This is a genomic window from Burkholderia sp. BE17, assembly GCF_009362305.1.
GTDB classification, from domain to species: Bacteria; Pseudomonadota; Gammaproteobacteria; order Burkholderiales; family Burkholderiaceae; genus Burkholderia; species Burkholderia pyrrocinia_C.
In genome coordinates this window covers 373418-395332 of record NZ_WHNU01000001.1, presented here as the reverse complement: position 1 = coordinate 395332, position 21915 = coordinate 373418, and the positions used below count along the sequence as shown (strand labels likewise).

Genomic DNA, 21915 nt, shown 5'->3' with positions numbered 1-21915 from the left:
AAATGTACAGTATTGGGCGCAGGCGAATGGGTGGGCACATGGACGATCGGTCCGACAACGAATTTCCGGTAGCGCCGCCCGTGCCCCGCAAGGGGCGCGGTGCGGTCGACAACCTGCAGGGGCGGTACGAGCTCGCTCAGCGCGAAGCGGTCGACGACGGCTGGACGCACGAGTCGGACGATGCCGACTTCCCCGCGCCACTGCGCACGCAGGTGTTCGAGGAGCGTGCGAAGAGCATCCTGACGCACAACCAGTCGCCCGATATTCCGTTCAGCGTATCGCTCAATCCGTATCGCGGTTGCGAGCACGGCTGCATCTACTGCTTCGCGCGGCCGACGCACAGCTATCTCGGCCTGTCGCCGGGGCTCGATTTCGAAAGCCGCATCTACGCGAAGGTCAATGCGGCCGAACTGCTCGAGCGCGAGATTTCGCGCAAGCATTACGTGCCTGAGCCGATCGCGCTAGGCGTCAACACCGACGCCTATCAGCCGGTCGAGCGCGACCTGCGCATCACGCGCAGCGTGATCCAGGTGATGCACGATCGCGGGTTGCCGTTCGCCGCGATCACGAAGTCGTCGCTGATCGAGCGCGATCTCGACCTGCTTGCGCCGATGGCCGAGCGCGGGCAGGTGATGGCGGCAGTCACGATCACGACGCTCGATGCCGATCTCTCGCGCACGCTCGAGCCGCGGGCGGCAACACCGGCGCGCCGGTTGCGCACGATCCGCGCACTGCGCGATGCGGGCGTGCCGGTCGGCGTGAGCATTGCGCCGGTGATTCCGTTCGTCACCGAGCCCGATATGGAGCGCGTGCTCGAAGCGTGCGCGGAAGCGGGTGCAACGCACGCAAGCTACATCATCCTGCGGTTGCCGTGGGAGGTCGCGCCGCTGTTCAAGAACTGGCTCGCCGCGCATTTTCCCGATCGCGCGGAGCGCGTGATGAATCGCGTGCGCGACATGCGCGGCGGGAAAGACTACGACTCGGATTTCTCGAAACGGATGAAGGGCGAAGGGATCTGGGCCGACCTGTTGCGGCAGCGGTTCCGCCAGGCCGTCAAGCGGCTCGGGCTGAACGAGCGCACGAACGGCATCCTCGATCTGTCGCAGTTTCGCGGCGCGCCGGCCGCCGCGGTGCCCGCGCCGCGCGTTGCAGTTCGCGCAGCCGGCGCGAAGTCGCGCGACGACATGCAGTTGAACCTGTTCTAAGCGGCGCGCAATCCCGGTGCCCGCCGGCACTGGCGCGTCGCGTTCGTTGCGCTTACTGCGAAATCTGCTTTGCCGCTTCGACCTGCGATTCGAAATACGTCTGGAACGACAGCGCGAGCGCGGTCATCAGCAGGAACGCACCGATCAGCAGCGAGAAGATCACGACAAAGATCACGGTCCAGCCCGACCGGCTGTGCTTGCCCGTTTCCGCGTTGAATTGCGCGTCCCACTTTTCGTCGGGGCGCAGCCCGTAGACGAGTGCGGCGAGGAACGCAGCCAGCAGCGAGATCGCGCCGGGTACCGCGAGCCACCAGCCGAGACCGGCACTGCGCTGGGTCGCGGCGAGCAGCAGGAAGCCCGGGATGCCGACGATCGTCGCGAGCAGGTGCGCCCAGCCGTACACGTCGCGAAAGCCGTACAGATAGAAGCGGTGCGCGCCGAGCGATCCGAACAGGAATGCGAGGGCGGCGGTGAGCGTCTTGGAACGGAAGCGGCGGGACGGTGCGGTGCTGCTGGACATGGATGGCGGCGTATTGTCGTTGGCATGGGTGGCCTGCGGGCCGGCGCGGGCGCGCGGCCCGGCACGCATTCTACGATGCCCGGTCAGGCCCGGTCACCCCCGGCCTGCGTCAAGGTGCCGCATAGGTTACGCGGTAGATTGCACCTGCGTAGTCGTCGCTCACGAGCAGCGAACCGTCCGGCAGCGGCAGCACGTCGGCCGGGCGTCCCCACACCGTGCCGTCGGGCCGCAGCCAGCCGGTGACGAACGGGGTCTGGCGCGCCTGGCTGCCGTCCGCCGACACGACCACGCGCATCACGCGGTAACCGACCTTCGTGCTGCGGTTCCATGAGCCGTGTTCGGCGATGAACACATTATTGCGATACGACGCCGGAAACATCGGCCCGGTATAGAAGCGCATGCCGAGCGCCGCGACGTGCGCGCCGAGTTTCAGTACGGGCGGCACATAACGACGGCATACGTCGGCGCTGCCGAATTCGGGGTCGGGCGTATCGCCGCCATGACAATACGGAAAACCGAAATCGAGGCCGGCGCGAGGCGCACGGTTGAGCTTGTCGTCGGGCACGTCGTCGCCCATCATGTCGCGCCCGTTGTCGGTAAACCAGAGCTCGCCCGAATCGGGGTGCCATGCGAAGCCGACCGTATTGCGCACGCCGCGGGCGACAACCTCGCTTCTGCTGCCGTCGGTCTTCATGCGCGCGATGATCGCGTAGCGGCTGCGATCGGCGAGACAGACGTTGCACGGTGCGCCGGTCGGCACGTAAAGCTTGCCGTCGGGGCCGAACGCGATGAATTTCCAGCCGTGATGGTGTTCGGTCGGCAGCGCGTCGGTCACGACGACAGGGGGCGGTGGCTTGGCGAGCCGGTCGTCGATGCGATCGAGGCGCAGGATGCGCGACACGGCTGATATATAGAGCGCACCGTCGCGGTAGGCTACTCCGACGGGCATGTCGAGCCCGGACGCGATCACGTGGCGCGCGCTGATCCGGCCCTCGTGCATCTCGAACGCATGGACGCGGCCTTCCCGCGTGCCGACATACAGGATGCCGCGCGGCGACCACGCCATTTCGCGCGCAGTCGGTACCGCGTCGGTCAGCACGTCCACGTGGAAGCCGGGCGGCACGACGAGTTCGTCCACCGGTAGCGGCGCGGCGAACGCCGTTGCGAACGCGAGGCAGGCAAGGCCGGCAAGCAGCGGCATGAAACGGTGCTGCGCGTGGCGCGCCGGGGCGGCGCGAAGGAGCGGCATGACGGTCGGGAGCGTCCTGGACACGACGATTGTATGCCCGGCGGACGGGCCGTCCGTGGATTTTTTGCGCGTAAGTGTTTGTTGTGCCTCTGGTTTCCGGCTATAATCGCGTGTTTCAGTAGTTTCGAACCCGGTTTTCCGAAGGACATCATATGGTTATCATCCGTCTGGCTCGTGGCGGCTCGAAGAAGCGCCCGTTCTACAACATCGTTGCTACCGATTCGCGTAACCGTCGTGACGGCCGCTTCATCGAGCGCGTCGGCTTCTACAACCCGGTTGCTACGAAGGGCGAATCGCTGCGTATCGCTCAAGACCGCCTGACGTACTGGCAAGGTGTTGGCGCGCAACTGTCGCCGACCGTCCAGCGTCTCGTGAAGGAAGCGCAAAAGGCGCAACCGGCTGCCTAACATGGCACGGTGTGCCGGTCGTGCCGGCTGTGAGGTGCGTTGATGGCGGGTCACGATTCCGGTAATGCAAGGCGCGGGCGTGCGTCATTCGGCGCATTCGTCCGCAAGCCGGTCGAGCGCGACGTTGTCGCGAACGCCGGACAGGCTGCCGAACAGGGTGGTCTCGAAGCGACGCAAGCCTGGCCCGACGATGCTGTCGAGGTCGGGGCGGTGGTCGACGCCTACGGCCTTAAGGGCTGGATCAAGGTGGCGACGCATGCCGACGCCGGTCGCGGCGGCGATGCGCTGCTCAACGCGCGCCGCTGGTGGCTGGAACGCGGTGCGGAGCGGCTTTCCGTCCGCATCATGCAGTCGAAGACGCACAGCGACACCGTCGTTGCGCAACCCGCGGGCGTCAGCGACCGCGATGCCGCGCTGGCCATGCGCGGCTTTCGCGTGTTCGTGCGCCGGGAAGATTTCCCGGCATTGGCCGCGGACGAATTCTATTGGGTCGACCTGATCGGTCTCGATGTCGTCAACGAGCAATCGGTGGCGCTCGGGAAGGTGAGCGGGATGATCGACAACGGCGTGCATTCGATCATGCGTGTCGAGTATCCGGCAACCGGCAAAGACGGTCAGCCGACCACCGACGAACGGTTGATTCCGTTTGTCGGCGTATACGTCAAAACGGTGGATCAGGCGGCGCGTCGCATCGTCGTCGACTGGGAAGCCGATTACTGAAATGAACCAGGTTACCGAGAGCGCGGTGCAGTTCGACGTCGTCACGCTCTTTCCCGAGATGTTCCGCGCACTGACCGACTGGGGAATCACCAGCCGGGCCGTCAAGCAAGGGCGCTTCGGGCTGCGCACCTGGAACCCGCGTGATTTCACGACGGACAACTACCGCACGGTCGACGATCGTCCGTACGGCGGCGGTCCGGGCATGGTGATGCTGGCCAGGCCGCTCGAAGCCGCGATCGGCGCCGCGAAAGCAGCGCAGGCGGAGCAGGGCATCGCGAGCACGCGCGTCGTGATGATGTCGCCGCAGGGCGCGCCGCTCACGCACGAGCGAGCGGTGCGGATGGCGCAGGAGCCGGGTGTCGTCGTGCTGTGCGGCCGCTATGAAGCGATCGACCAGCGCCTGCTCGACCGTTGCGTCGACGAGGAAATCAGCCTCGGCGATTTCGTGTTGTCCGGCGGGGAACTGCCGGCGATGGCGATGATGGATGCGGTCGTGCGGCTGCTGCCCGGCGTGCTGAACGATTCGCAGTCGGCCGTGCAGGACAGTTTCGTCGACGGCCTGCTCGATTGTCCGCACTACACGCGCCCCGAGGAATATGACGGCGTGCGCGTGCCGGACGTGCTGCTCGGCGGGCATCATGCCGAGATCGAGCGGTGGCGGCGCCAGGAAGCATTGCGGAATACGTTGCAGAAGCGGCCGGACCTGATCGTCCGGGCGCGTCGCGAAAAGTTGTTGAGCCGTGCCGATGAGGCATGGCTCGCGAACCTCGCACGCGAAGCGAAGAACGCCTCCTGAGGCGGCGTCGCGGGCGGGAATTGGCGGTGCCGTGCATGCGTGTGCGGCGCCTGATGTGAATCCATCCTCTATCGGGGCCGGCCTGGGAGCAGGCAGGTGCAAACGCCGACACGATGGCAATAGGAGTCAGTGATGAACCTCATCGCAAAACTTGAGCAGGAAGAAATCGAGCGCGCGCTCGCCGGCAAGACGATCCCCGAATTCGCCCCGGGCGACACGGTGATCGTGAACGTGAACGTGGTTGAAGGTAACCGCAAGCGCGTTCAGGCTTACGAAGGCGTCGTGATCGCGATTCGCAACCGTGGCCTGAACTCGAACTTCATCGTCCGCAAGATCTCGTCGGGCGAAGGCGTCGAGCGTACGTTCCAGACGTACTCGCCGCTGCTGGCAAGCATCGTCGTGAAGCGCCGCGGTGATGTGCGTCGCGCGAAGCTGTACTACCTGCGCGAGCGTTCGGGCAAGTCGGCTCGTATCAAGGAAAAGCTGGTGTCGAAGGATCGCACCGCAGCAGCTTCCCAAGAGTAAGAGCTGTAAGGAAAAAGCACCCACCCGGGTGCTTTTTTCATTCTGGCGCGACAATATGCTCGATACGACACGAACCAGAGAGCCCCATTGAACCGCCGCCCCATCATCGATCCCGAAGTATTGCCGGTCGAAGGCACCGGCGCCGGCCTGCCCGCCATCGATCCCCGCCTGATGACGCCGTCCGGCTTGCGCGATCGTTTCGCGCGCACGCTCGACTGGAACGTCGAGCCCGGAGAGGCGAGGCTGCAGGAGGGCGTCGATCCGCGCAGCGCGGCCGTCCTCGTGCCGCTCGTCACCCGCGAGTCGGGCCTCACCGTGCTGCTGACCCAGCGCGCCGACCACCTGAACGACCACGCCGGGCAGATCAGCTTTCCCGGCGGCCGTCGCGAACCGTTCGATCGCGACGCGACTGCCACCGCGTTGCGCGAAGCGAAGGAAGAGATCGGGCTGGCCGCCGAACGCGTCGAGATCCTCGGCGCGCTGCCCGACTACCTGACCGGCACCGGCTTCTGCGTGGCGCCGGTGGTCGGCCTCGTGCATCCGCCGTTCACCGTGCAGGCCGACACGTTCGAAGTCGCCGAGATCTTCGAGGTGCCGCTCGCGTTCCTGATGAATCCCGCGAACCATCAGGTCCGCGTGTTCCGTTGGGAAGGCGGGGAGCGTCGTTTTTTTGCGATGCCCTATCCGAACGGCGAACCGGGCGGGCATTACTTCATCTGGGGCGCAACTGCCGCCATGTTTCGCAATCTGTACCGCTTCTTGGCCGCCGCATAGACGCGCGCACCGGCTCACGCGCGCGGCCGGCCGCCGGGCGACCGCGCCGGCAGCCATGCGCGGCTTACGCTGTGCTATCGTTATGCAAAAAATGACATAACTCCGAAGACGGCGCCACGCATGACTTTCTTTTCGGTTCTCCTCGCCCTCATCATCGAACAGGTCCGCGCGTTGTCGCCGAACAATCCGGTGTTCGCGCTGTTCCAGTTTCATGCGGAGACCGTCGCGCATGGTCTCGACGCAGGCAAGCAGAAGCACGGCATCCTCGCGTGGCTCGCGGTCGTGCTGCCGTGGGTGCTGGTCGTCGCACTGATCTATTTCCTGCTGTACAAGGTGAGCTTCGTGCTCGCGTTCCTGTGGAACGTGGCCGTCGTGTATTTCACGCTTGGCTTCCGCCAGTTCAGTCATTACTTCACCGACATCCATCTCGCGCTCAACAACGACGACGTGCCGCGCGCGCGCGAAATCCTGCGCGAGTGGACGGGCATCGACACGGTCGACATGCCGGTCGGCGAAATCGTCCGCCATACGCTGATCCACGCGGTTGTCGCATCGCATCGCCACGTGTTCGGCGTGTTCTTCTGGTATGTGCTGCCGATCGGGCCGGCCGGCGCCGTGCTGTACCGGATTTCCGAATACCTCGCGCGCAGCTGGTCGACGCCGGGCGACGACCGCACGGCCGCTTTCTCGACGTTCGCGCAACGCGCGTTCTTCGTGATCGACTGGATTCCCGCGCGACTGACCGCACTCGGCTTCGCGATCGTCGGAAATTTCGAGGATGCGATCTACGCGTGGCGCAACCACACGCGCCAGTGGCCCGACCCGAACGACGGCGTGCTGCTGGCAGCCGGCAGCGGGGCGCTCGGTGCGCGTCTCGCGGGGCCGCTCGCGGAACCGTCGAGCCTCGACGCGCTGGCAGTCGGCGACAGCGGTCCGCTGACGGTCGGTGACGATTGCACGCCGCGTACGCTGCAGTCGGCGGTCGGCCTCGTCTGGCGTGCGGTGATCCTGTGGATGATCCTGCTGCTGATGCTGACGCTCGCCGTCTGGGTGTCGTGACGGGGCAGCGCAGCGCCCGATGAAACGCAAAGGCCGGCTTGATGCCGGCCTTTTTGCTGTGGGTCAGTCGTCGAGCGGATCGCGCACGGCGCCGCATTGCCAGCACGCGGTGAACTGGGCCTCGAGCGCTTCGCCGCACTGTCGGCAGCGCCACGGCGCGGCGCCGGCCGACGGGCCGTGCGACGCGGCATCGAGCAGCCGGCGGGCGAGCGCGTCGTCGCGTTCGTCGTCGAGCCACAGCTCGGGCGTGCACGCGTCGGCGGGCAGGCCGCCGAGTGCGCCGGTCGCGTAGCAGTTATGCAGCTCGCAACCGACGCCGGCCACCTGGAGCACGTTGGCCCAATGCTGCGCCGTCGCAAGATCGGGTGCCTTGAAACGCATGGCGGCTCCTGTCGATGAAGGCCGGCCCGAACGGCACCGGCCGTCGTGCCCCAGTCGCGCGATCAGCGGACGATCTGGCTCGCCTCGTGCACGAGCTGCGCGTACAGTGCGTGCCGCGACGGCGCGATGCGGCCATCGGTGACCGCTTCGAGAATCGCGCAGCCAGGCTCGTGCAGATGATGACAATTATAGAAACGGCAGTCCGCGAGCAGCGGCCGGAACTCCGGAAACGCGCGCTCGAGACGGCCTTCAGTCAGATGGTAGAGGCCGAACTCCTGGAAGCCCGGCGAATCGATCAGCGCGCCGCCGCCCTCCAGCGGGTAGAGGCGCGTGAACGTCGTCGTGTGGCGGCCGCTGTTGAGTGCGGCCGAGATCTCGCGCGTCGCGGCTTCGGCATCGGGAACGAGCAGGTTCACGAGCGTCGACTTGCCCATCCCGGACTGGCCGAGCAGGATCGTCGAATGGCCGGCGAGGTGCGGCATCAGTTGTGCGCGCGCGTCGTCGGGCGAGCCCTTTACCGACAGCTCGAGCACGTCGTAGCCGAGTGCACGGTACGGCGCGAGGCGCTCTCGCGCGACCGGCAGCGCGGCTTCGACGTCGATCTTGTTCAGTACGACGAGCGGCTTCAGTTCGTTCGCCTCGGCGGCGATCAGCGCGCGGCCGAGCAGGTCTTCGCTGAAATAGGGCTCGGTCGCGAGCACGATCAGCAACTGGTCGAGGTTGGCTGCGAACAGCTTCGACTTGAACTGGTCGGAACGGTACAGCAGGTTGCGCCGTTCGCCGATCTCGACGATCACGCCCTGGTCGGCCGACGCGTGTTCGTACACGACGCGGTCGCCGACCGCGATGTCGCTCTTCTTGCCGCGCGGAAAGCACTGCAGCATCGGGCCGCCGTCGTCGGGCGCGACGATGTAGTGGCGGCCGTGCGCCGCGATCACGCGGCCTTCGACACGTTGCGCGCCCGACGCGCGCGGGGCCGGTTTGCGGGAAGACGGCCGGCTCATGCGAGCTGCAGCAGGCGGTCGATCCGCTGCGATGCGGGCGGATGCGAGTAGTAGAAGGCCGTGTAGACGGGGTCCGGCGTCAGCGTCGACGCGTTGTCCTCATAGAGCTTCACGAGCGCGCTGACGAGATCCTGCGCGTCGGTCTGGCTGGCCGCGAACGCGTCGGCCTCGAATTCGTGCTTGCGCGACGTGAGGCTGCTGAACGGCGTCGCGAAGAACAGGAACACGGGAATCGCGAGGAAGAACAGCACGAGCGCGGCGCCCGCGTTGCTCGTGTCGAGCGACGGCGTGACGCCGAGCCCCGTATAGAACCAGGCGCGTTGCGCAAGCCAGCCGAGCAGCGCGAGCAGCACGAGGCTCAGCACGAACGACACGAGCATCCGCTTCATCACGTGGCGGCGCTTGAAATGGCCGAGTTCGTGCGCGAGCACGGCTTCGATTTCCTGGCCGGACAGGCGCGCGAGCAGCGTGTCGAAGAACACGATTCGCTTCGATGCGCCAAAGCCCGTGAAGTACGCATTGCCGTGCGCGGAGCGACGGCTGCCGTCCATCACGAACAGCCCCTTCGCCGCGAAGCCGCAGCGCTTCATCAGCGATTCGATGCGCGAGCGCAGCGCGTCGTCCTTCAGCGGTTCGAACTTGTTGAAGAGCGGTGCGATGAAGGTCGGGTAGATCAGCAACACGAGCATCTGGAACGCGACCCAGACGATCCAGGTCCACAGCCACCACAAGTTGCCGGCCTGGTTCATCAGCCACAGCACGACGAACAGCAGCGGCAGGCCGAGCGCGGCGCCGAGCAGCGAGTTTTTCAGCATGTCGGTGAAGAACAGCCGCTTCGTCATCCGGTTGAAGCCGAAACGCTGCTCGACGCCGAACTGGCGGTAATACTCGAACGGGACGTCGATCACGCTCATGATCACGAGCACCGCGGCGACGAGCGCGACCTGCTGCCCGTAGCCGCGGCCGAGCCAGCCGGTCAGCAGCGTGTCGAGCGCGCCGACGCCGCCGAGCAGCGTGAGGCCGACCAGCACGGCCGCGCTGACGACGATCTCGAGCATCGTCAGCCGGGTGCGCTCGACCGTATAGTCGGCCGCGCGCTGGTGGGCGGTCAGCGGGATGGTTGCGCTGAACTGCGCGGGCACGCCGTTGCGGTGCGCGGCGACGAAGCGGATCTGCCGCGACGCGAGCCACAGCTTGGTGACGACCATCGCGAGCACGGCGAGCGCGAACAGCAGGGTGAACGAAAAGGGTGACATCGAAGGCGCCAAAGGGTTCTATGCGAGAATTATATGTTCTTGCGGACCGGGCCCGCAGATGCGTTGCCGGCCGCCTGGGCGGCGCCGCGCGCCGTCCGCCATTTTCCAGGATGACTCATGACCGATACCGCCGCTTCCGCCAGCCAGCCCGCGCTCGTGCGCAACGAGTTGAACCTCGTCTGGCTCGACATGGAGATGACGGGCCTCGACCCGGATAACGACCGCATCATCGAGATCGCGGTCGTCGTGACCAATTCCACGCTCGACGTTGCTGTCGAAGGCCCCGTGTTCGCGATCCACCAGAGCGACGAAACGCTCGCGAAGATGGACGACTGGAACAAGTCGACGCACGGCCGCTCGGGCCTGATCGACCGCGTGCGCGCGTCGACCGTGACCGAGGCGGACGCCGCCGCGCAACTGCAGGCGTTCCTCGCGCAGTACGTATCGCCCGGCAAGTCGCCGATGTGCGGCAACTCGATCTGCCAGGACCGCCGCTTCATGGCGCGCTGGATGCCCGAATTCGAGAAATTCTTCCACTACCGCAACCTCGACGTCAGCACGCTGAAGGAGCTGTGCCGCCGCTGGCAGCCCGCGATCTACAAGGGCTTCCAGAAACGCGCGATGCACACGGCGCTCGCGGACATCCACGAATCGATCGACGAGCTGAAGTACTACCGCGAGCATTTCCTGATTCCGGCCGCGTCGGCGTCGGCAGGCGAGTCCGCGCCGGCCGCCTGAGCGGGCCGGCACGCGCGCAGCGCTCGGTACACGCTCAGCGCTGCGCGCTTTTCGGCCGGAACGCCGCGACCACCGCGGCGTCGGTCTCGATGTACGGGCCGCCGATCAGGTCGATGCAGTAGGGCACCGCGGCGAAGATGCCGGGCACCGTCGACTTGCCGTCGGCGTCGCGCAGCCCTTCGAGCGTTTCCCGGATCGACTTCGGCTGGCCGGGCAGGTTGACGATCAGCGCCGCATGGTCGGCCGTCTCGCGGATCACCGCGACCTGCCGAGACAGGATCGCGGTCGGCACGAAATTCAGGCTGATCTGCCGCATCTGTTCGCCGAATCCCGGCATTTCCTTCGTCGCCACGGCCAGCGTGGCCTCGGGCGTCACGTCACGGCGCGCGGGGCCCGTGCCGCCCGTCGTCAGCACGAGGTCGCAGCCGGCGACGTCGACGAGCTCGGCGAGCGTGGCGGAGATCGTCGGCGCGTCGTCCTGGATCAGCCGCGTTTCGGCACGCCACGGCGAGACCAGCGCGCCGGCGAGCCACTCCTGCAGCGCCGGAATGCCTTTATCTTCGTAGACGCCCGTGCTGGCACGGTCGCTGATCGACACGAGACCGACGACGAGTTCGTCCGGGCGCTTAGGCTTCGTCGTCGTCATGGTCGTCTCCGGCGTCGTCGACCGCTTCGTCATCCCCGCCGGGCGTGCCGCTCGCGGTCTTGACCCACTGGAACAGCTCGCGGAAATAGCGCGGCGGCTTGCCTTGCTGCGCTTCCTTGCGCGCGTTGCGGATCAGCGTGCGGCCTTCCTGGATGTCCGCGTCGGGGTGCTGGCGCAGGAATTCGGTCAACGCGTCGTCGCTGGCGAGCAACTTTTCGCGCGTGCGTTCGATCCAGTGCAGGCGGGCCGTCGCGGCCTTGTTCACGCCGCGCTGCGCGTCGAGCGCGGTGCGCAGCGCGGCCGTCTCGTCGTCGGCCAGCGAGCGCATCACGCGGCCGACGTACTGGAGCTGGCGGCGCTTGCCTTCGTGATCGGTGATCCGGCGCGCCTCGCGAACGGCGTCCGCGAGGGCTTCCGGCATCGGCATGCGCTTGAGCGCGTCCTTCGGCAGGTCGACGAGCGCCTGGCCGAGCTCCTGCAACGCGTGCATCTCGCGCTTCAACTGGGATTTGCTGGGGCGATCGTAGCCGTTGTCGTCGTCTTCGACGGCATGCTCGATCGGCTGAATTCGGGTTTTGCGTGTCATGGGCGGCATTGTATCGCGGCGCGGACACCCCAAGCTTGTCTGTGTCCGTCCCCGGACCTTGCTATGATCGCGGGATACGCAACATTTTGAACATGCGGGCGCCCGCCCGCCACCGGATACCAAGACGATGGCAGCCAATCTCGACGTACAAGCGCGCTATTTCCCGCACACGCAGGACCAGCTCAAAGAAATCGCGTCGGACATCCTTCGCCATGCGAAGGCACTCGGCGCGACGGACGCCGCGACCGAAATCTCCGAGGGCGACGGCCTGTCGGTGTCGGTGCGCCGCGGCGAAGTCGAAACGATCGAGCACAACCGCGACAAGATGGTCGGCGTGACCGTGTTCATCGGCAAGAAGCGCGGCAACGCGAGCACGTCCGATTTTTCGCCGGCCGCGATCAAGGATACCGTCGCTGCCGCCTACAACATCGCACGTTTCACGGCCGAGGACGAAGCGGCCGGCCTTGCCGAGGCCGAACTGCTCGAAACCGACCCGCGCGACCTCGATCTCTATCATCCGTGGGCGCTGACGGCCGACGAGGCCGTCGAACTCGCCCGCCGCGCGGAAGACGCCGCATTCGCGGTCAGCCCGCAGATCCGCAATTCGGAAGGCGCGAGCGTGTCGGCGCAGCATTCGCAGTTCGTGCTCGCGACGTCGCGCGGCTTCCTGTCCGGCTATCCGTACTCGCGCCATTACATCGCATGCGCGCCGATCGCGGGCAGCGGCCGTCACATGCAGCGCGACGACTGGTATTCGTCGAAGCGCAGCGCGATCGATCTCGCGGCACCCGAAGCGGTGGGCCGTTACGCGGCCGAGCGTGCGCTCGCGCGGATGGGCGCGCGCCGTCTCGACACCCGCAAGGTGCCCGTGCTGTTCGAGGCGCCGCTCGCGGCCGGCCTGCTCGGCGCATTCGTGCAGGCCGTGAGCGGCGGCGCGCTGTACCGCAAGACGTCGTTCCTCGTCGACAGCCTCGGCAAGCCGGTGTTTGCGCCGCACATCCAGGTCGTCGAGGATCCGCACGTGCCGCGCGCAATGGGCAGCGCGCCGTTCGACGAGGAAGGCGTGCGTACGCGCGCGCGCAGCGTCGTCAAGGACGGCGTCGTCGAAGGCTACTTCCTGTCGACCTATTCGGCACGCAAGCTCGGCACGCAGACCACCGGCAACGCGGGCGGATCGCACAACCTCGCGCTGCGCAGCTCGAACACGCAGCCGGGCGACGATTTCGACGCGATGCTGAAGAAGCTCGGTACGGGCCTGCTGCTGACCGAGCTGATGGGGCAGGGCGTGAACTATGTGACGGGCGACTATTCGCGCGGCGCGGCAGGGTTCTGGGTCGAGAACGGCGTGATCCAGTATCCGGTCGAGGAAATCACCGTCGCGAGCACGCTGCAGGAGATGTTCCGCCATATCGTCGCGATCGGCGCCGATTCGATCGTCCGCGGTACGAAGGAAACGGGCTCGGTGCTGATCGAGCAGATGACGATCGCAGGGCAGTAAGCGGTGCGCGGCGCAGGCCGCCACGAAACGAAAAAGCCCGACAGGCGCGAGCCGGTCGGGCTTTGCTCATTGTGCGTGACGCGTCAGCCGCGCTTGCGCTCGTAGACGACGAACGCATAACGGAACGTGTTCGGCGCGGCAGCCTGGTGTGCATCGCGCGACACTTCCTGCCAGTGTGCGGCGTCGGGTGCAGGGAACGATGCGTCGCCGTCGAAGTCGGCATCGATCTCGGTGACGACCAGTTTATCCGCGAGCAGGATGCCTTCCGCATAGAGTTGCGCACCGCCGATCAGGAATGCCTCGGGCACGCCGTCACGGGCGGCGAGCGTCAGCGCGTCGGCGAGCGACGTGACCGTGTCGCAGCCGTCGAAGCGGCGCGCTGCGTCGCGCGTGACGACGATATTACGGCGGCCCGGCAGCGGCCGGCCGATCGACTCGTGGGTCTTGCGGCCCATCACGATCGGTGCACCCATCGTCGTGCGCTTGAAGAACGCGAGATCCTCGGGAAGTTTCCAGGGCAACTGGTTGTCGCGGCCGATGATGCCGTTGCGGGCACGCGCGACGATCAGGGTCAACGTCGTCATGAAGGTCGGGTAAGAGGAAAACCGGAATGGCGCCGATTCTACCGGAACGGCAGTGCATGCCGGATTCCGCGCGCGCGCATCGGCTCGTCGGTGCCGTGCGCCGTGACGCGCGACGCAATGCGACGCAGCGACGAATTGAATAAAAAGAGTGCCCGCCGGGGGACGGAGCACAAAACCGTTTCATGTTGCGAGGTCGGTGAGGGTGGTTACGATCGATGCAGGCCGGCCGATTCGAGTAAATTCGGAATGCTAATGGAATGGGTCGACACATGCTCACTGCCGCGTGGTGCCTTGTGCGTTCTTTTCCATCGCGTGCTGCGCATCATGTGGCTGCGGTACCGGGAGCGGTGTCGGCAACTGAGGCGGAGGCGGGATCTCATCCCACAGCGTCACCGAAGTCTTGCCGGCCGGCAGCGGTTGCGGTGACGACACGGTCACGATGCCGAACCCGTTGCCGGGCTGCATGCCTGGCGCGTTTTCGGCAAGCAGCATCGCGCGATCCAGCTTCACGTTTTCATCCGCGTGCGCCGGCGCGGGCGGGCCGGCAGCCGAGAGCGAAATCGCCATCGGCACAAAAGAAAGTAACAGATGTTTTCGCATGGTCGCTGTCTCCGATGTATTCCATATTCAGCGAAATGCATGCCATCATGCCGGGACCCTTGTCACGATTGCGATTCGCGCGCAAGCGTCGATAATTGTGGCGAGAAACGCCTGAAAATGTTTCAGGCCTGAAACGAGGGGGCTCGGGAATACTGCGGATTCAATCGATACGCTACAAGGATGAAAATCAACGCGTGTGTCGATGAAAGAACACTTCGCTGCGCAAGTGCTATGTGCAGATGATTGACATGCGTCGACTTCCCGAGCGATTCGACCGCATCGCCCGAGGCGCTGAAATGGGTTTGTCGCATTCAGTGCCTATAACTAAGCTGTCTTGAAAAAAACGGACGCGAGATAAGCGCCATCATGCGAGGCTTTGTCGTTGCCGCGCATCGGCATGGCGAATCGAGCCACCTTTGGCTGACCCGATTCGATCCTTTCGCACGCGATCTGGCGTGCGTGGCAATCGTTAGATGGTTGATGAACGGGGTGGGCGTATGGGAGCCGATCAGCGTCACGTAATCTATTATTCGCGCGAACCGAGCGACGCGTTGCGCGGCCATTTCGACGAATGCGGTTGGCGCGTCGATCTCGCGGAGACTGTGCGCGACGTACGGCGCGTCGTGCAGCACGGTGTTGCAACGGCCGGCCTGCTCGATTTCTCGCCGGGCTTCAAGCCGTCGGACCTGCGCGAACTCGAATCCTGCCTGACCATCCAGCACATCGGCTGGATCGCGGCGACGCGGCGCGGCCAGTTGCAGGATGCCACGCTGCGCCATCTCATTCGCGACTATTGCTTCGACTACGTGACGATGCCGTACGAGATGTCGCGGATCGTCGAGACCGTCGGTCATGCGCATGGCATGGTCGCGCTGACCGAGCCCGTTGCGCCGCCCGCCGGTGCAGGACGCAGCGAAGGCGAGATGGTCGGCACCTGCGATGCGATGCTCGGACTTTTCAGGACGATCCGTCGCGTCGCGGCGACCGATGCGCCGGTGTTCATCTCCGGCGAATCGGGCACGGGCAAGGAACTGACGGCGGTCGCGATTCACGAGCGCTCGTCGCGCGCGCAGGCGCCGTTCATCGCGATCAATTGCGGTGCGATTCCGTCGACACTGCTGCAGGCCGAGCTGTTCGGCTATGAGCGCGGTGCCTTCACCGGCGCGAACCAGCGCAAGATCGGCCGCGTCGAGGCCGCCAACAGCGGCACGCTGTTTCTCGACGAGATCGGCGACCTGCCGCTCGAAAGCCAGGCGAGTCTGCTGCGCTTCCTGCAGGAAGGCAAGATCGAGCGGCTCGGCGCGCACGTGTCGGTGCCGGTCGATGTGCGCGTGATCTGCGCGACGCACGTGGATATGGAAGCGGCGTTGCGTGAAGGGCGGTTCCGCGAGGACCTGTTCCATCGCCTGTGCGTGCTGAAGATCGAGGAGCCGCCGCTGCGCGCGCGCGGCAAGGACATCGAGGTGCTCGCGCGCCACATGCTCGAGCGTTTCAAGGGCGACGCGCATCGCCGCCTGCGCGGCTTTTCTCCTGATGCGGTGGCCTCGCTGTACGGCTATTCGTGGCCGGGCAACGTCCGTGAGCTGATCAATCGCGTGCGCCGCGCGATCGTGATGTCGGAGGGCCGTATGATCACTGCGGCCGATCTCGAACTGAACGACTACGCGACGCTCGCGCCCGTGTCGTTGCTTGAGGCGCGGGAGGCGGCCGAGCGACAGGCGATCGAGCAGGCGCTGCTGCGCCATCGCGGCCGTTTCGCGGATGCCGCGCGCGAACTCGGCGTGTCGCGTGTCACGCTCTACCGGCTGATGTGCGCGCACGGAATGCGCGATCGCGGCGACACGCTGACAGGGTTTCCGACGTCGTTGCCGGACCTTCCGCATCACGCTTGCTAAAATTGGCGGGTACGGCCGCCCTCGCGGCCGAAGGAACCCGCATGAAACAGTATCTCGACCTCGTTCGTACCATTCTCGATACCGGCGCCTGGCAGGAGAACCGCACGGGGATCCGCACCATCAGCATGCCGGGCGCGATGCTGCGCTTCGACCTGCAGCAAGGCTTCCCGGCGGTCACGACCAAGAAGCTCGCGTTCAAGTCCGCGATCGGTGAACTGGTCGGCTTCCTGCGCGCGTCGCGCAGCGCGGCCGATTTCCGCGCGCTCGGCTGCAAGGTGTGGGATGCGAACGCGAACGAGAACGCGCAGTGGCTCGCGAACCCGTATCGCCAGGGTGTCGACGATCTCGGCGACGTGTATGGCGTGCAATGGCGCCAGTGGCCAGGCTACAAGGTGCTCGATGCGGGCGCCGATGCGCAGATCACCGATGCGACGCGCCGCGGTTTCCGGATCGTCACGCATTTCGACGAAGACGGCGCGCCGAAGGTGCTGCTGTACAAGGCGATCGACCAGCTGCGCCAGTGCCTGGACACGATCATGGAGAACCCGGCCGACCGTCGTATCCTGTTTCACGCGTGGAATCCGGCCGTGCTCGACCAGATCGCGCTGCCCGCATGCCATCTGCTGTACCAGTTCCTGCCGAATGCGACGAAGCGCGAGATCTCGCTGTGCCTGTACATCCGCAGCAACGACGTCGGGCTCGGCACGCCGTTCAACCTGACGGAAGGGGCCGCGCTGCTGTCGCTCGTCGGCCGGCTGACGGGCTACACGCCGCGCTGGTTCACGTATTTCATCGGCGACGCGCACTGGTTTGTGGAACCTAAAAAACCGTCAACCTACCACTGACAAAGGCCTAGAGCCGGTTTTAGCTCTGGTACTTTCTCAAAAAGTACCAACGTCGTAGCCTCCCTCCGGCGCATTGCCGCCAAGCAAACAATCCCCAACTTTTTCCAAATCGACCCGTCTCTCCGACGAGGCCAACGCTTTGTCTCGTGCTCAGCAAAACCGAGAGTGTTGCGCATAAGCAACGATAGGCGGCATGAATCCTTGGAGTCGCTAACGGCCTACTTGGAGTTTCCCATGACAGTGAGCGAAGCTGCGCGGTTTCTTTTCGTCAGCCGCCCGCACGTCCGCCAGCTCATTGAGCGCGACGCACTAACCGAGGTCTTGCCGAAGCGTCCTGAAGAGGAGGCGAACATCGACCCGCAGTCGGTGCTCGCGTATCGGATAAAACAAGACATCGCTTTCCGCGAGTGGCTGGATTCACACACAGGGAATTAGGACGTATTGGCTCGGGCGCCTCCGTCACAGGCCGATGCACTCGAAGCTCGCCGCGAGAGCATCGACCAAGCGTTGCGGCCATCCGTGCATTAGTCCGGATTTTTTGACGCCTTTTGCACTGCTTCCAGCGTGTCTTGCACCATTTGACGGTCGCGCTGCGCCAGGCCCTCGATGGAGCTGAGAAGGCCGCTCGAGAACCATTCTGCCTCTTCTGTGCCTTCAACCACGCAACTTTGTAGATTCTGAATGACTTTCGCACCGTCATGAGGTGAATACTCTAGGGCGGCGGCACTGCAGAATTCCGCCGCCCGTTGGATGGCGTCTTTCTCTTTTGCCTTGTCCATCCTTTCCCCGTGTTCAAGCTCTACCGTGAATTTGTATGCACTCCACGCCCTTCGCATCGAAGTGCCGGAGAGTTGGCTCGCGATATGAAAAAGAGAGGCGGCACGATACTCTCTCTGGCCAGAGGCGCTTCTTGCAAACTGAATTTTTGAGAGCCAAGCACTCCAGACAGCAGCAATTAATTCATCACTCGTGCCCTTAGTGGCGAGCATACTGATGACGACGGCACCGATGTGACCCAGCATTTGAGCGTAATCCTTGTCGGGCCACCAGACTGCACGAGAAAGCACGGTGAATAGTTCGTTTCTCTCAAGCTTTTCGGCGACCTGTCCAAGTGAGCCGCCGGAGGGCACTGGGCCGGCGAGCGGCGCGAGAAACACGTCAAGGGGAACGCGAATGCCAACGTGCCACGTGCACAGTTGCGCGTACGCCTGACACACAGTGTCGATGGGCAGGTCCTCGCGCTCCTTGGCCCATCGGAGGAGGTCGAGCGTGCAGAAAGAGTTTTCGACGCCTATCGATTCCTTGCAGGCGAGTCTCAGTAGCTCGTCGTCTGCGTACAGGCAGTAACCGGAGCGATTGAGAGCTTCTGCCTCCTGGACAAGATTCGCCGGGTGAAGACGGCCGACGCGCGCTGGCAGTTCGACCCGCGGCTGTTCGATGCGTGCGACGTTCTCGCGGATGAAGGCCATGATGCGCTTGGCAGATTGGGTTCCCCTTGACGATTCGAGGTCACTGGTCGCGAGCTGAGACAAGTACGAAACGGTAAGCTGCCCGACGGCGACGTTTTCCCATACGCGAAGTACGACATCTAGCAAATTGAGGCTATCGAGAACCATCAGCGCAGTTAAATCAAGCGCAGGGGGCTTTGTCGCTTCGGGAAAAGGTGCGTTCTCATCCTGCCTGATTTGCATTGTGAGTAAAAACTGGCGCTGGTCGGCCGGTACCGCTTTACCGACTTCCCACAATGTCAGTGGGTCGCCAATGTAATGGATGGCGAACCCCGCCCGTGTGATATAGGCAATTGGAAGCCGACCGTCTTTAAGCTCGCGCTCGCGCCGGAGATACTCTTGGCTTTTCGTTCGCCAGTCGCCCAAGATTGGTTCAAGGCTTTTGAGGAGTTCTTCCCCGTCGGCGTTCTCGGGCGTTTTGATGACGGCAAATTGCTTCGATTCCGGGAAGGAGACAGAGAAGGCATCGCTTCTGGAGGCAAACTCTGCGGCCATCTCCGCAGGAAGTGCCATACCGCGAACATACGCAGCGTGTGCCACGATGCTTAGGTACACCGCTTCCTGCTCGGAATCACCTTGGTCCACTGTCGCAGCGAAGTCGCGCAGGAGCTCGATAAATTCTTCCTGCGGTACTTTTGACTCACTGGCAATCATGAGATGTAGACGCTTCAGTTCGACGACGTCGACAGCGTGTCGCGCACGCTCGAGCAAACTGGTGATAGCAGATTTTGCGGCGTCATACATCGATAGGCGAAGGCATACTCCGAGATAGGCATGCAGCAATTCGCTTGCGGTATCGGATGCCGAGATGCCCGCCTCGAACTGCGCCAGCGCCGCGGCGGTTTTTCCAGAGCTGTCCAATGCGATGGCTCGCATTGCCAGAAGCGGCGCCGATGCGCCGAAGCGCTCAATTGCATCATTAGCCTCCTGAAGTGCATCAGGCCAACGTCGCAGTGTGAGAAGAGCTCTTACGGTCTTCTGTGTGTCGTCGAAGCTTATTGATTGAGATGTTCTAAGCGAGGCTACGACCTGCAATATAGTCTCAGCTTCTTCTGATTGGTGTGGGTTGAGATTCGAAAGCAAATTCTGCGCGATGAATCCGGAGTCTGGAAATTCGCTCCGTAGGCGCTTGAGTGCTTTCGTCCACTGTTCAACATCATTACCTCTTCGCTGCGCGTCAATCGCTTCACGGAAAAATGCCGCGTATTCATTCCACGCTGGATTTGCAGATAGCTCTGCAATCAAATTTTTCGACACAAGGGGGCGATTGCATTTGGCAGCGGCAGCCGCACCCATCCCGATGGCAATAGGCGCCATATGGTTCGACTGCAAAATCTCCGTCAAGTGGCTTTCGGTCAGTGTCGCGCACTCGCTGAATTCTTCCGCCTGACTGAGCAGCCCGACCCTTCGCGCCAAATTTGAAGGAGTCTGTTGCAGGCGACTATTTGCTAATAGCGCGTCTTTCATACGTCCGAGAGCCATGCAAAGAGTCTCGTGAGCCCGCTGAACCCCTTCGGACCACGGCAACGCTTCAGCTGCGCTCATCATGGCAGGAAACAGTTCCTTGGCATGCCCCAGCATCAACGCGACACTCGTGACCATGTCGGCGAACATGTCGCCGTGAATGGGCCAATTTAGCGACTTGAGTGTCGGGAGCGCCTCGGTTATATCAGTCCACGCCTGTTTGAGCGGCGAGACGTCGGTGCCGGCAGGACCGTAGAGAGGCAGTTCGTTCTCGTTTGGTACTGGGCCGATTGTCATGTACCAACGGCAGCGCGCCCGGAGTATGAGGAGCAGTGTGCGGTCGCGTGGCTTCAACTTCTCTTCTTCGAGCGCGAGAGTGGCAGCGGCGATTGCTTCCTCAAACTTGGAACTGTGGAACAGCAATGCGACGGTTGGAACGGCCCGGTCAAGAGGCGAAAGTAGCTGCAATTGCGTGTCGGAGGCGGTCGTGTCTCCTGAGACGGCCAAGAGTCTTGCGCGCAGAGCGACGGCGACGGTCGACTTTCTTCCCTCAAGTCGAGCAATCAAAGGCCCGACAGTCGACGGGGCCTCGCTCGATTGCGCGGCGACGTGTGCTTCGATGGCAGCGACCAGGTAAATATCACGCGCTGCGAATATGTGATGCGCCTGCTCGAATTGCTTTTCAGCTTCGGAAAATAGCCCTTTTCGATTCAGCAGCCTTCCATCCAGAAACAGATATTCGGCCCGCTCCTCATCGGTCAACCCCGTCGAGTCCACGCGCCCATGTAGCTCGGCAGCTCTTTCCCACGAGCCGTGACGCATGCTCTCAGCGATTTCGAGCAAGGCCTGAACAGCGGTCCCTTGTGCCGGAGCGGGCCAGATTTCCGACTGGTCAATTAGGGCTGCGGCGAGATTTGGTCGACCGGCTAGGGAGGATTCCAGAAGCTGCAGCGGTTCTACCGTCGAAGGCCCGGCGATAAGCGATTCGCCCAAAAGGTCGCTTAGGCTCGCCGCCGCGCGAATACGTCCAGCATGTGACTGCAGATACTGCGTTACGTCCGTCTCGGGCGTAAGCCTGTTTGCAGTCGGTAAGTGGATTGTGTAAGTTTCTTGCTGTTCACCCTTGGCGAACTGTTCCGCAAACTTTTCCGGAAGGGCTTCATTGACCCAAACAAAATAGGTGTCGCCCTCGTATGGCCGTGGCAGCGACTCCGGGACGACACATACGACCAGCAGGGTTGGGTCTGCCGTGTTCGCATACATGTTAAGAGTCGACGCCTCGAGCGCGAACGACAGTGTGCCGCCGTCCGCTATCCACTTCGGTGCAGTAGTGCCCTTGAGTTGAGCACGAAAAGTGTATTTGACTAGGTCGCCATCCTTCACTTGTATCTGATAGTCAAAACCAAAATCAGTGTCGCCGGCGAGATTGGTCTCAATCCATGATGAAGGCTTCGCATTGATGAACACATAGCTGGCGTACCGTCCAATTTCTTTGGACTGCCCTTCCATTGGAAATTTTGCTGAATCGGAGGTCAATTGCGTTGCCTAGCTTATGAGGAGATGACTATTTTATGCGTTCCCCGCGCACGACGATTGCGCGGTACCGGCAATATTGCGGCTTTGTGCACTCAAATAGCGAGGCAAGTTGACCAAAG

The 21915-nt window shown here is 63.9% G+C and carries 21 protein-coding genes and 1 pseudogene; 12 read left to right on the top strand and 10 right to left on the bottom strand.

The annotated features are described in order from the left end of the window. Positions 1–26 precede the first annotated feature (26 nt). Positions 27–1205: a PA0069 family radical SAM protein gene (locus GD429_RS01865; RefSeq protein ID WP_152855406.1), complete on the top strand. Its 1179-nt coding sequence runs from the start codon at positions 27–29 to the stop codon at positions 1203–1205. Between the two features lie 52 nt (positions 1206–1257). Here the strand turns inward: GD429_RS01865 and GD429_RS01860 are convergent, their stop codons facing one another. Next, positions 1258–1725 carry an NINE protein gene (locus GD429_RS01860; protein ID WP_034183440.1) on the bottom strand — a complete coding sequence of 156 codons (468 nt, stop codon included), beginning with the start codon at positions 1723–1725 and terminating at the stop codon, positions 1258–1260. Between the two features lie 109 nt (positions 1726–1834). After that, on the bottom strand, positions 1835–2974 hold the full coding sequence (locus GD429_RS01855; RefSeq protein WP_152855405.1) for a PQQ-dependent sugar dehydrogenase: 1140 nt from the start codon (positions 2972–2974) through the stop codon (positions 1835–1837). Positions 2975–3126: 152 nt separating this feature from the next. On the opposite strand from GD429_RS01855, the gene rpsP reads away from it, so the two are divergent. The 6 genes from rpsP to GD429_RS01825 all read left to right on the top strand — a co-directional run bounded on the left by rpsP (position 3127) and on the right by GD429_RS01825 (position 7255). After that, positions 3127–3381, top strand: a complete 255-nt coding sequence (gene rpsP, locus GD429_RS01850) for a 30S ribosomal protein S16 (RefSeq protein WP_006476550.1) — start codon at positions 3127–3129, stop codon at positions 3379–3381. A 42-nt stretch (positions 3382–3423) separates the two neighbouring features. Then, entirely contained in the window at positions 3424–4101 is a 678-nt protein-coding gene (rimM, locus tag GD429_RS01845) for a ribosome maturation factor RimM (protein ID WP_152855404.1), read from the top strand. A gap of 1 nt (position 4102) precedes the next feature. Further along, on the top strand, positions 4103–4897 hold the full coding sequence (gene trmD / locus GD429_RS01840) for a tRNA (guanosine(37)-N1)-methyltransferase TrmD (RefSeq protein ID WP_152855403.1): 795 nt from the start codon (positions 4103–4105) through the stop codon (positions 4895–4897). 132 nt (positions 4898–5029) lie between these two features. Continuing rightward, positions 5030–5422, top strand: coding sequence for a 50S ribosomal protein L19 (gene rplS / locus GD429_RS01835; protein WP_011883860.1), 393 nt, complete (start codon positions 5030–5032; stop codon positions 5420–5422). Positions 5423–5509: 87 nt separating this feature from the next. Next, on the top strand, positions 5510–6196 hold the full coding sequence (locus GD429_RS01830) for a CoA pyrophosphatase (protein WP_034183055.1): 687 nt from the start codon (positions 5510–5512) through the stop codon (positions 6194–6196). 120 nt (positions 6197–6316) lie between these two features. Beyond that, positions 6317–7255, top strand: coding sequence for a CobD/CbiB family protein (locus GD429_RS01825; protein WP_152855402.1), 939 nt, complete (start codon positions 6317–6319; stop codon positions 7253–7255). 63 nt (positions 7256–7318) lie between these two features. Here GD429_RS01825 and GD429_RS01820 read toward each other — a convergent pair whose 3' ends face one another. The 3 genes from GD429_RS01820 to GD429_RS01810 all read right to left on the bottom strand — a co-directional run bounded on the left by GD429_RS01820 (position 7319) and on the right by GD429_RS01810 (position 9896). Further along, positions 7319–7636: a hypothetical protein gene (locus tag GD429_RS01820; RefSeq protein ID WP_034183057.1), complete on the bottom strand. Its 318-nt coding sequence runs from the start codon at positions 7634–7636 to the stop codon at positions 7319–7321. Positions 7637–7698: 62 nt separating this feature from the next. Continuing rightward, positions 7699–8640 (bottom strand): ribosome small subunit-dependent GTPase A, encoded by a 942-nt coding sequence (rsgA, locus tag GD429_RS01815; RefSeq protein ID WP_152855401.1) that lies wholly within the window; start codon positions 8638–8640, stop codon positions 7699–7701. Continuing rightward, entirely contained in the window at positions 8637–9896 is a 1260-nt protein-coding gene (locus tag GD429_RS01810) for a M48 family metallopeptidase (RefSeq protein WP_152855400.1), read from the bottom strand. Before GD429_RS01810 ends, rsgA begins: the two co-directional genes overlap by 4 nt. Positions 9897–10013: 117 nt before the next feature. On the opposite strand from GD429_RS01810, the gene orn reads away from it, so the two are divergent. Beyond that, positions 10014–10634: an oligoribonuclease gene (gene orn / locus GD429_RS01805; protein WP_152855399.1), complete on the top strand. Its 621-nt coding sequence runs from the start codon at positions 10014–10016 to the stop codon at positions 10632–10634. A gap of 34 nt (positions 10635–10668) precedes the next feature. Here orn and mog read toward each other — a convergent pair whose 3' ends face one another. Next, positions 10669–11280, bottom strand: coding sequence for a molybdopterin adenylyltransferase (gene mog, locus GD429_RS01800; protein ID WP_152855398.1), 612 nt, complete (start codon positions 11278–11280; stop codon positions 10669–10671). Then, on the bottom strand, positions 11261–11866 hold the full coding sequence (gene yjgA / locus GD429_RS01795; RefSeq protein ID WP_321574346.1) for a ribosome biogenesis factor YjgA: 606 nt from the start codon (positions 11864–11866) through the stop codon (positions 11261–11263). Before yjgA ends, mog begins: the two co-directional genes overlap by 20 nt. A 127-nt stretch (positions 11867–11993) precedes the next feature. Between yjgA and pmbA the strand changes: the two genes are divergently transcribed. Beyond that, complete coding sequence (gene pmbA, locus GD429_RS01790; RefSeq protein WP_152855396.1) at positions 11994–13364, top strand: metalloprotease PmbA; 1371 nt, start codon at positions 11994–11996, stop codon at positions 13362–13364. Between the two features lie 83 nt (positions 13365–13447). Here pmbA and GD429_RS01785 read toward each other — a convergent pair whose 3' ends face one another. After that, positions 13448–13948, bottom strand: a complete 501-nt coding sequence (locus GD429_RS01785; protein WP_152855395.1) for a dihydrofolate reductase — start codon at positions 13946–13948, stop codon at positions 13448–13450. A 273-nt stretch (positions 13949–14221) separates the two neighbouring features. Continuing rightward, positions 14222–14458, bottom strand: coding sequence for a hypothetical protein (locus tag GD429_RS01780; RefSeq protein WP_227791515.1), 237 nt, complete (start codon positions 14456–14458; stop codon positions 14222–14224). 587 nt (positions 14459–15045) lie between these two features. Here GD429_RS01780 and GD429_RS01770 point away from each other — a divergent pair. From GD429_RS01770 to GD429_RS01760, 3 genes and pseudogenes are all read left to right on the top strand, one after another. Then, the gene (locus GD429_RS01770) at positions 15046–16443 is read left to right on the top strand and encodes a sigma-54 dependent transcriptional regulator (RefSeq protein ID WP_152855393.1); all 1398 of its coding nucleotides are present in this window, start codon (positions 15046–15048) and stop codon (positions 16441–16443) included. Between the two features lie 41 nt (positions 16444–16484). Further along, positions 16485–17249: pseudogene (locus tag GD429_RS01765) on the top strand (thymidylate synthase); the annotation flags it as partial. A 273-nt stretch (positions 17250–17522) separates the two neighbouring features. Beyond that, on the top strand, positions 17523–17723 hold the full coding sequence (locus GD429_RS01760; RefSeq protein WP_027805380.1) for a hypothetical protein: 201 nt from the start codon (positions 17523–17525) through the stop codon (positions 17721–17723). 89 nt (positions 17724–17812) lie between these two features. On the opposite strand, the gene GD429_RS01755 is transcribed toward GD429_RS01760, so the two are convergent. Continuing rightward, entirely contained in the window at positions 17813–21796 is a 3984-nt protein-coding gene (locus GD429_RS01755) for a DUF4365 domain-containing protein (protein WP_152855392.1), read from the bottom strand. Positions 21797–21915 lie beyond the last annotated feature (119 nt).

Bases quoted from the DNA above. Each gene is read 5' to 3' on its own strand.
- rsgA (WP_152855401.1), bottom strand. From the start codon at position 8,640: ATGAGCCGGCCGTCTTCCCGCAAACCGGCCCCGCGCGCGTCGGGCGCG.
- GD429_RS01820 (WP_034183057.1), bottom strand. From the start codon at position 7,636: ATGCGTTTCAAGGCACCCGATCTTGCGACGGCGCAGCATTGGGCCAAC.
- pmbA (WP_152855396.1), top strand. From the start codon at position 11,994: ATGGCAGCCAATCTCGACGTACAAGCGCGCTATTTCCCGCACACGCAG.
- rplS (WP_011883860.1), top strand. From the start codon at position 5,030: ATGAACCTCATCGCAAAACTTGAGCAGGAAGAAATCGAGCGCGCGCTC.
- rimM (WP_152855404.1), top strand. From the start codon at position 3,424: ATGGCGGGTCACGATTCCGGTAATGCAAGGCGCGGGCGTGCGTCATTC.
- GD429_RS01770 (WP_152855393.1), top strand. From the start codon at position 15,046: ATGGGAGCCGATCAGCGTCACGTAATCTATTATTCGCGCGAACCGAGC.
- GD429_RS01855 (WP_152855405.1), bottom strand. From the start codon at position 2,974: ATGCCGCTCCTTCGCGCCGCCCCGGCGCGCCACGCGCAGCACCGTTTC.
- yjgA (WP_321574346.1), bottom strand. From the start codon at position 11,866: ATGACACGCAAAACCCGAATTCAGCCGATCGAGCATGCCGTCGAAGAC.
- GD429_RS01860 (WP_034183440.1), bottom strand. From the start codon at position 1,725: ATGTCCAGCAGCACCGCACCGTCCCGCCGCTTCCGTTCCAAGACGCTC.
- trmD (WP_152855403.1), top strand. From the start codon at position 4,103: ATGAACCAGGTTACCGAGAGCGCGGTGCAGTTCGACGTCGTCACGCTC.
- orn (WP_152855399.1), top strand. From the start codon at position 10,014: ATGACCGATACCGCCGCTTCCGCCAGCCAGCCCGCGCTCGTGCGCAAC.
- rpsP (WP_006476550.1), top strand. From the start codon at position 3,127: ATGGTTATCATCCGTCTGGCTCGTGGCGGCTCGAAGAAGCGCCCGTTC.
- GD429_RS01825 (WP_152855402.1), top strand. From the start codon at position 6,317: ATGACTTTCTTTTCGGTTCTCCTCGCCCTCATCATCGAACAGGTCCGC.
- GD429_RS01865 (WP_152855406.1), top strand. From the start codon at position 27: ATGGGTGGGCACATGGACGATCGGTCCGACAACGAATTTCCGGTAGCG.
- mog (WP_152855398.1), bottom strand. From the start codon at position 11,280: ATGACGACGACGAAGCCTAAGCGCCCGGACGAACTCGTCGTCGGTCTC.
- GD429_RS01810 (WP_152855400.1), bottom strand. From the start codon at position 9,896: ATGTCACCCTTTTCGTTCACCCTGCTGTTCGCGCTCGCCGTGCTCGCG.
- GD429_RS01760 (WP_027805380.1), top strand. From the start codon at position 17,523: ATGACAGTGAGCGAAGCTGCGCGGTTTCTTTTCGTCAGCCGCCCGCAC.
- GD429_RS01785 (WP_152855395.1), bottom strand. From the start codon at position 13,948: ATGACGACGTTGACCCTGATCGTCGCGCGTGCCCGCAACGGCATCATC.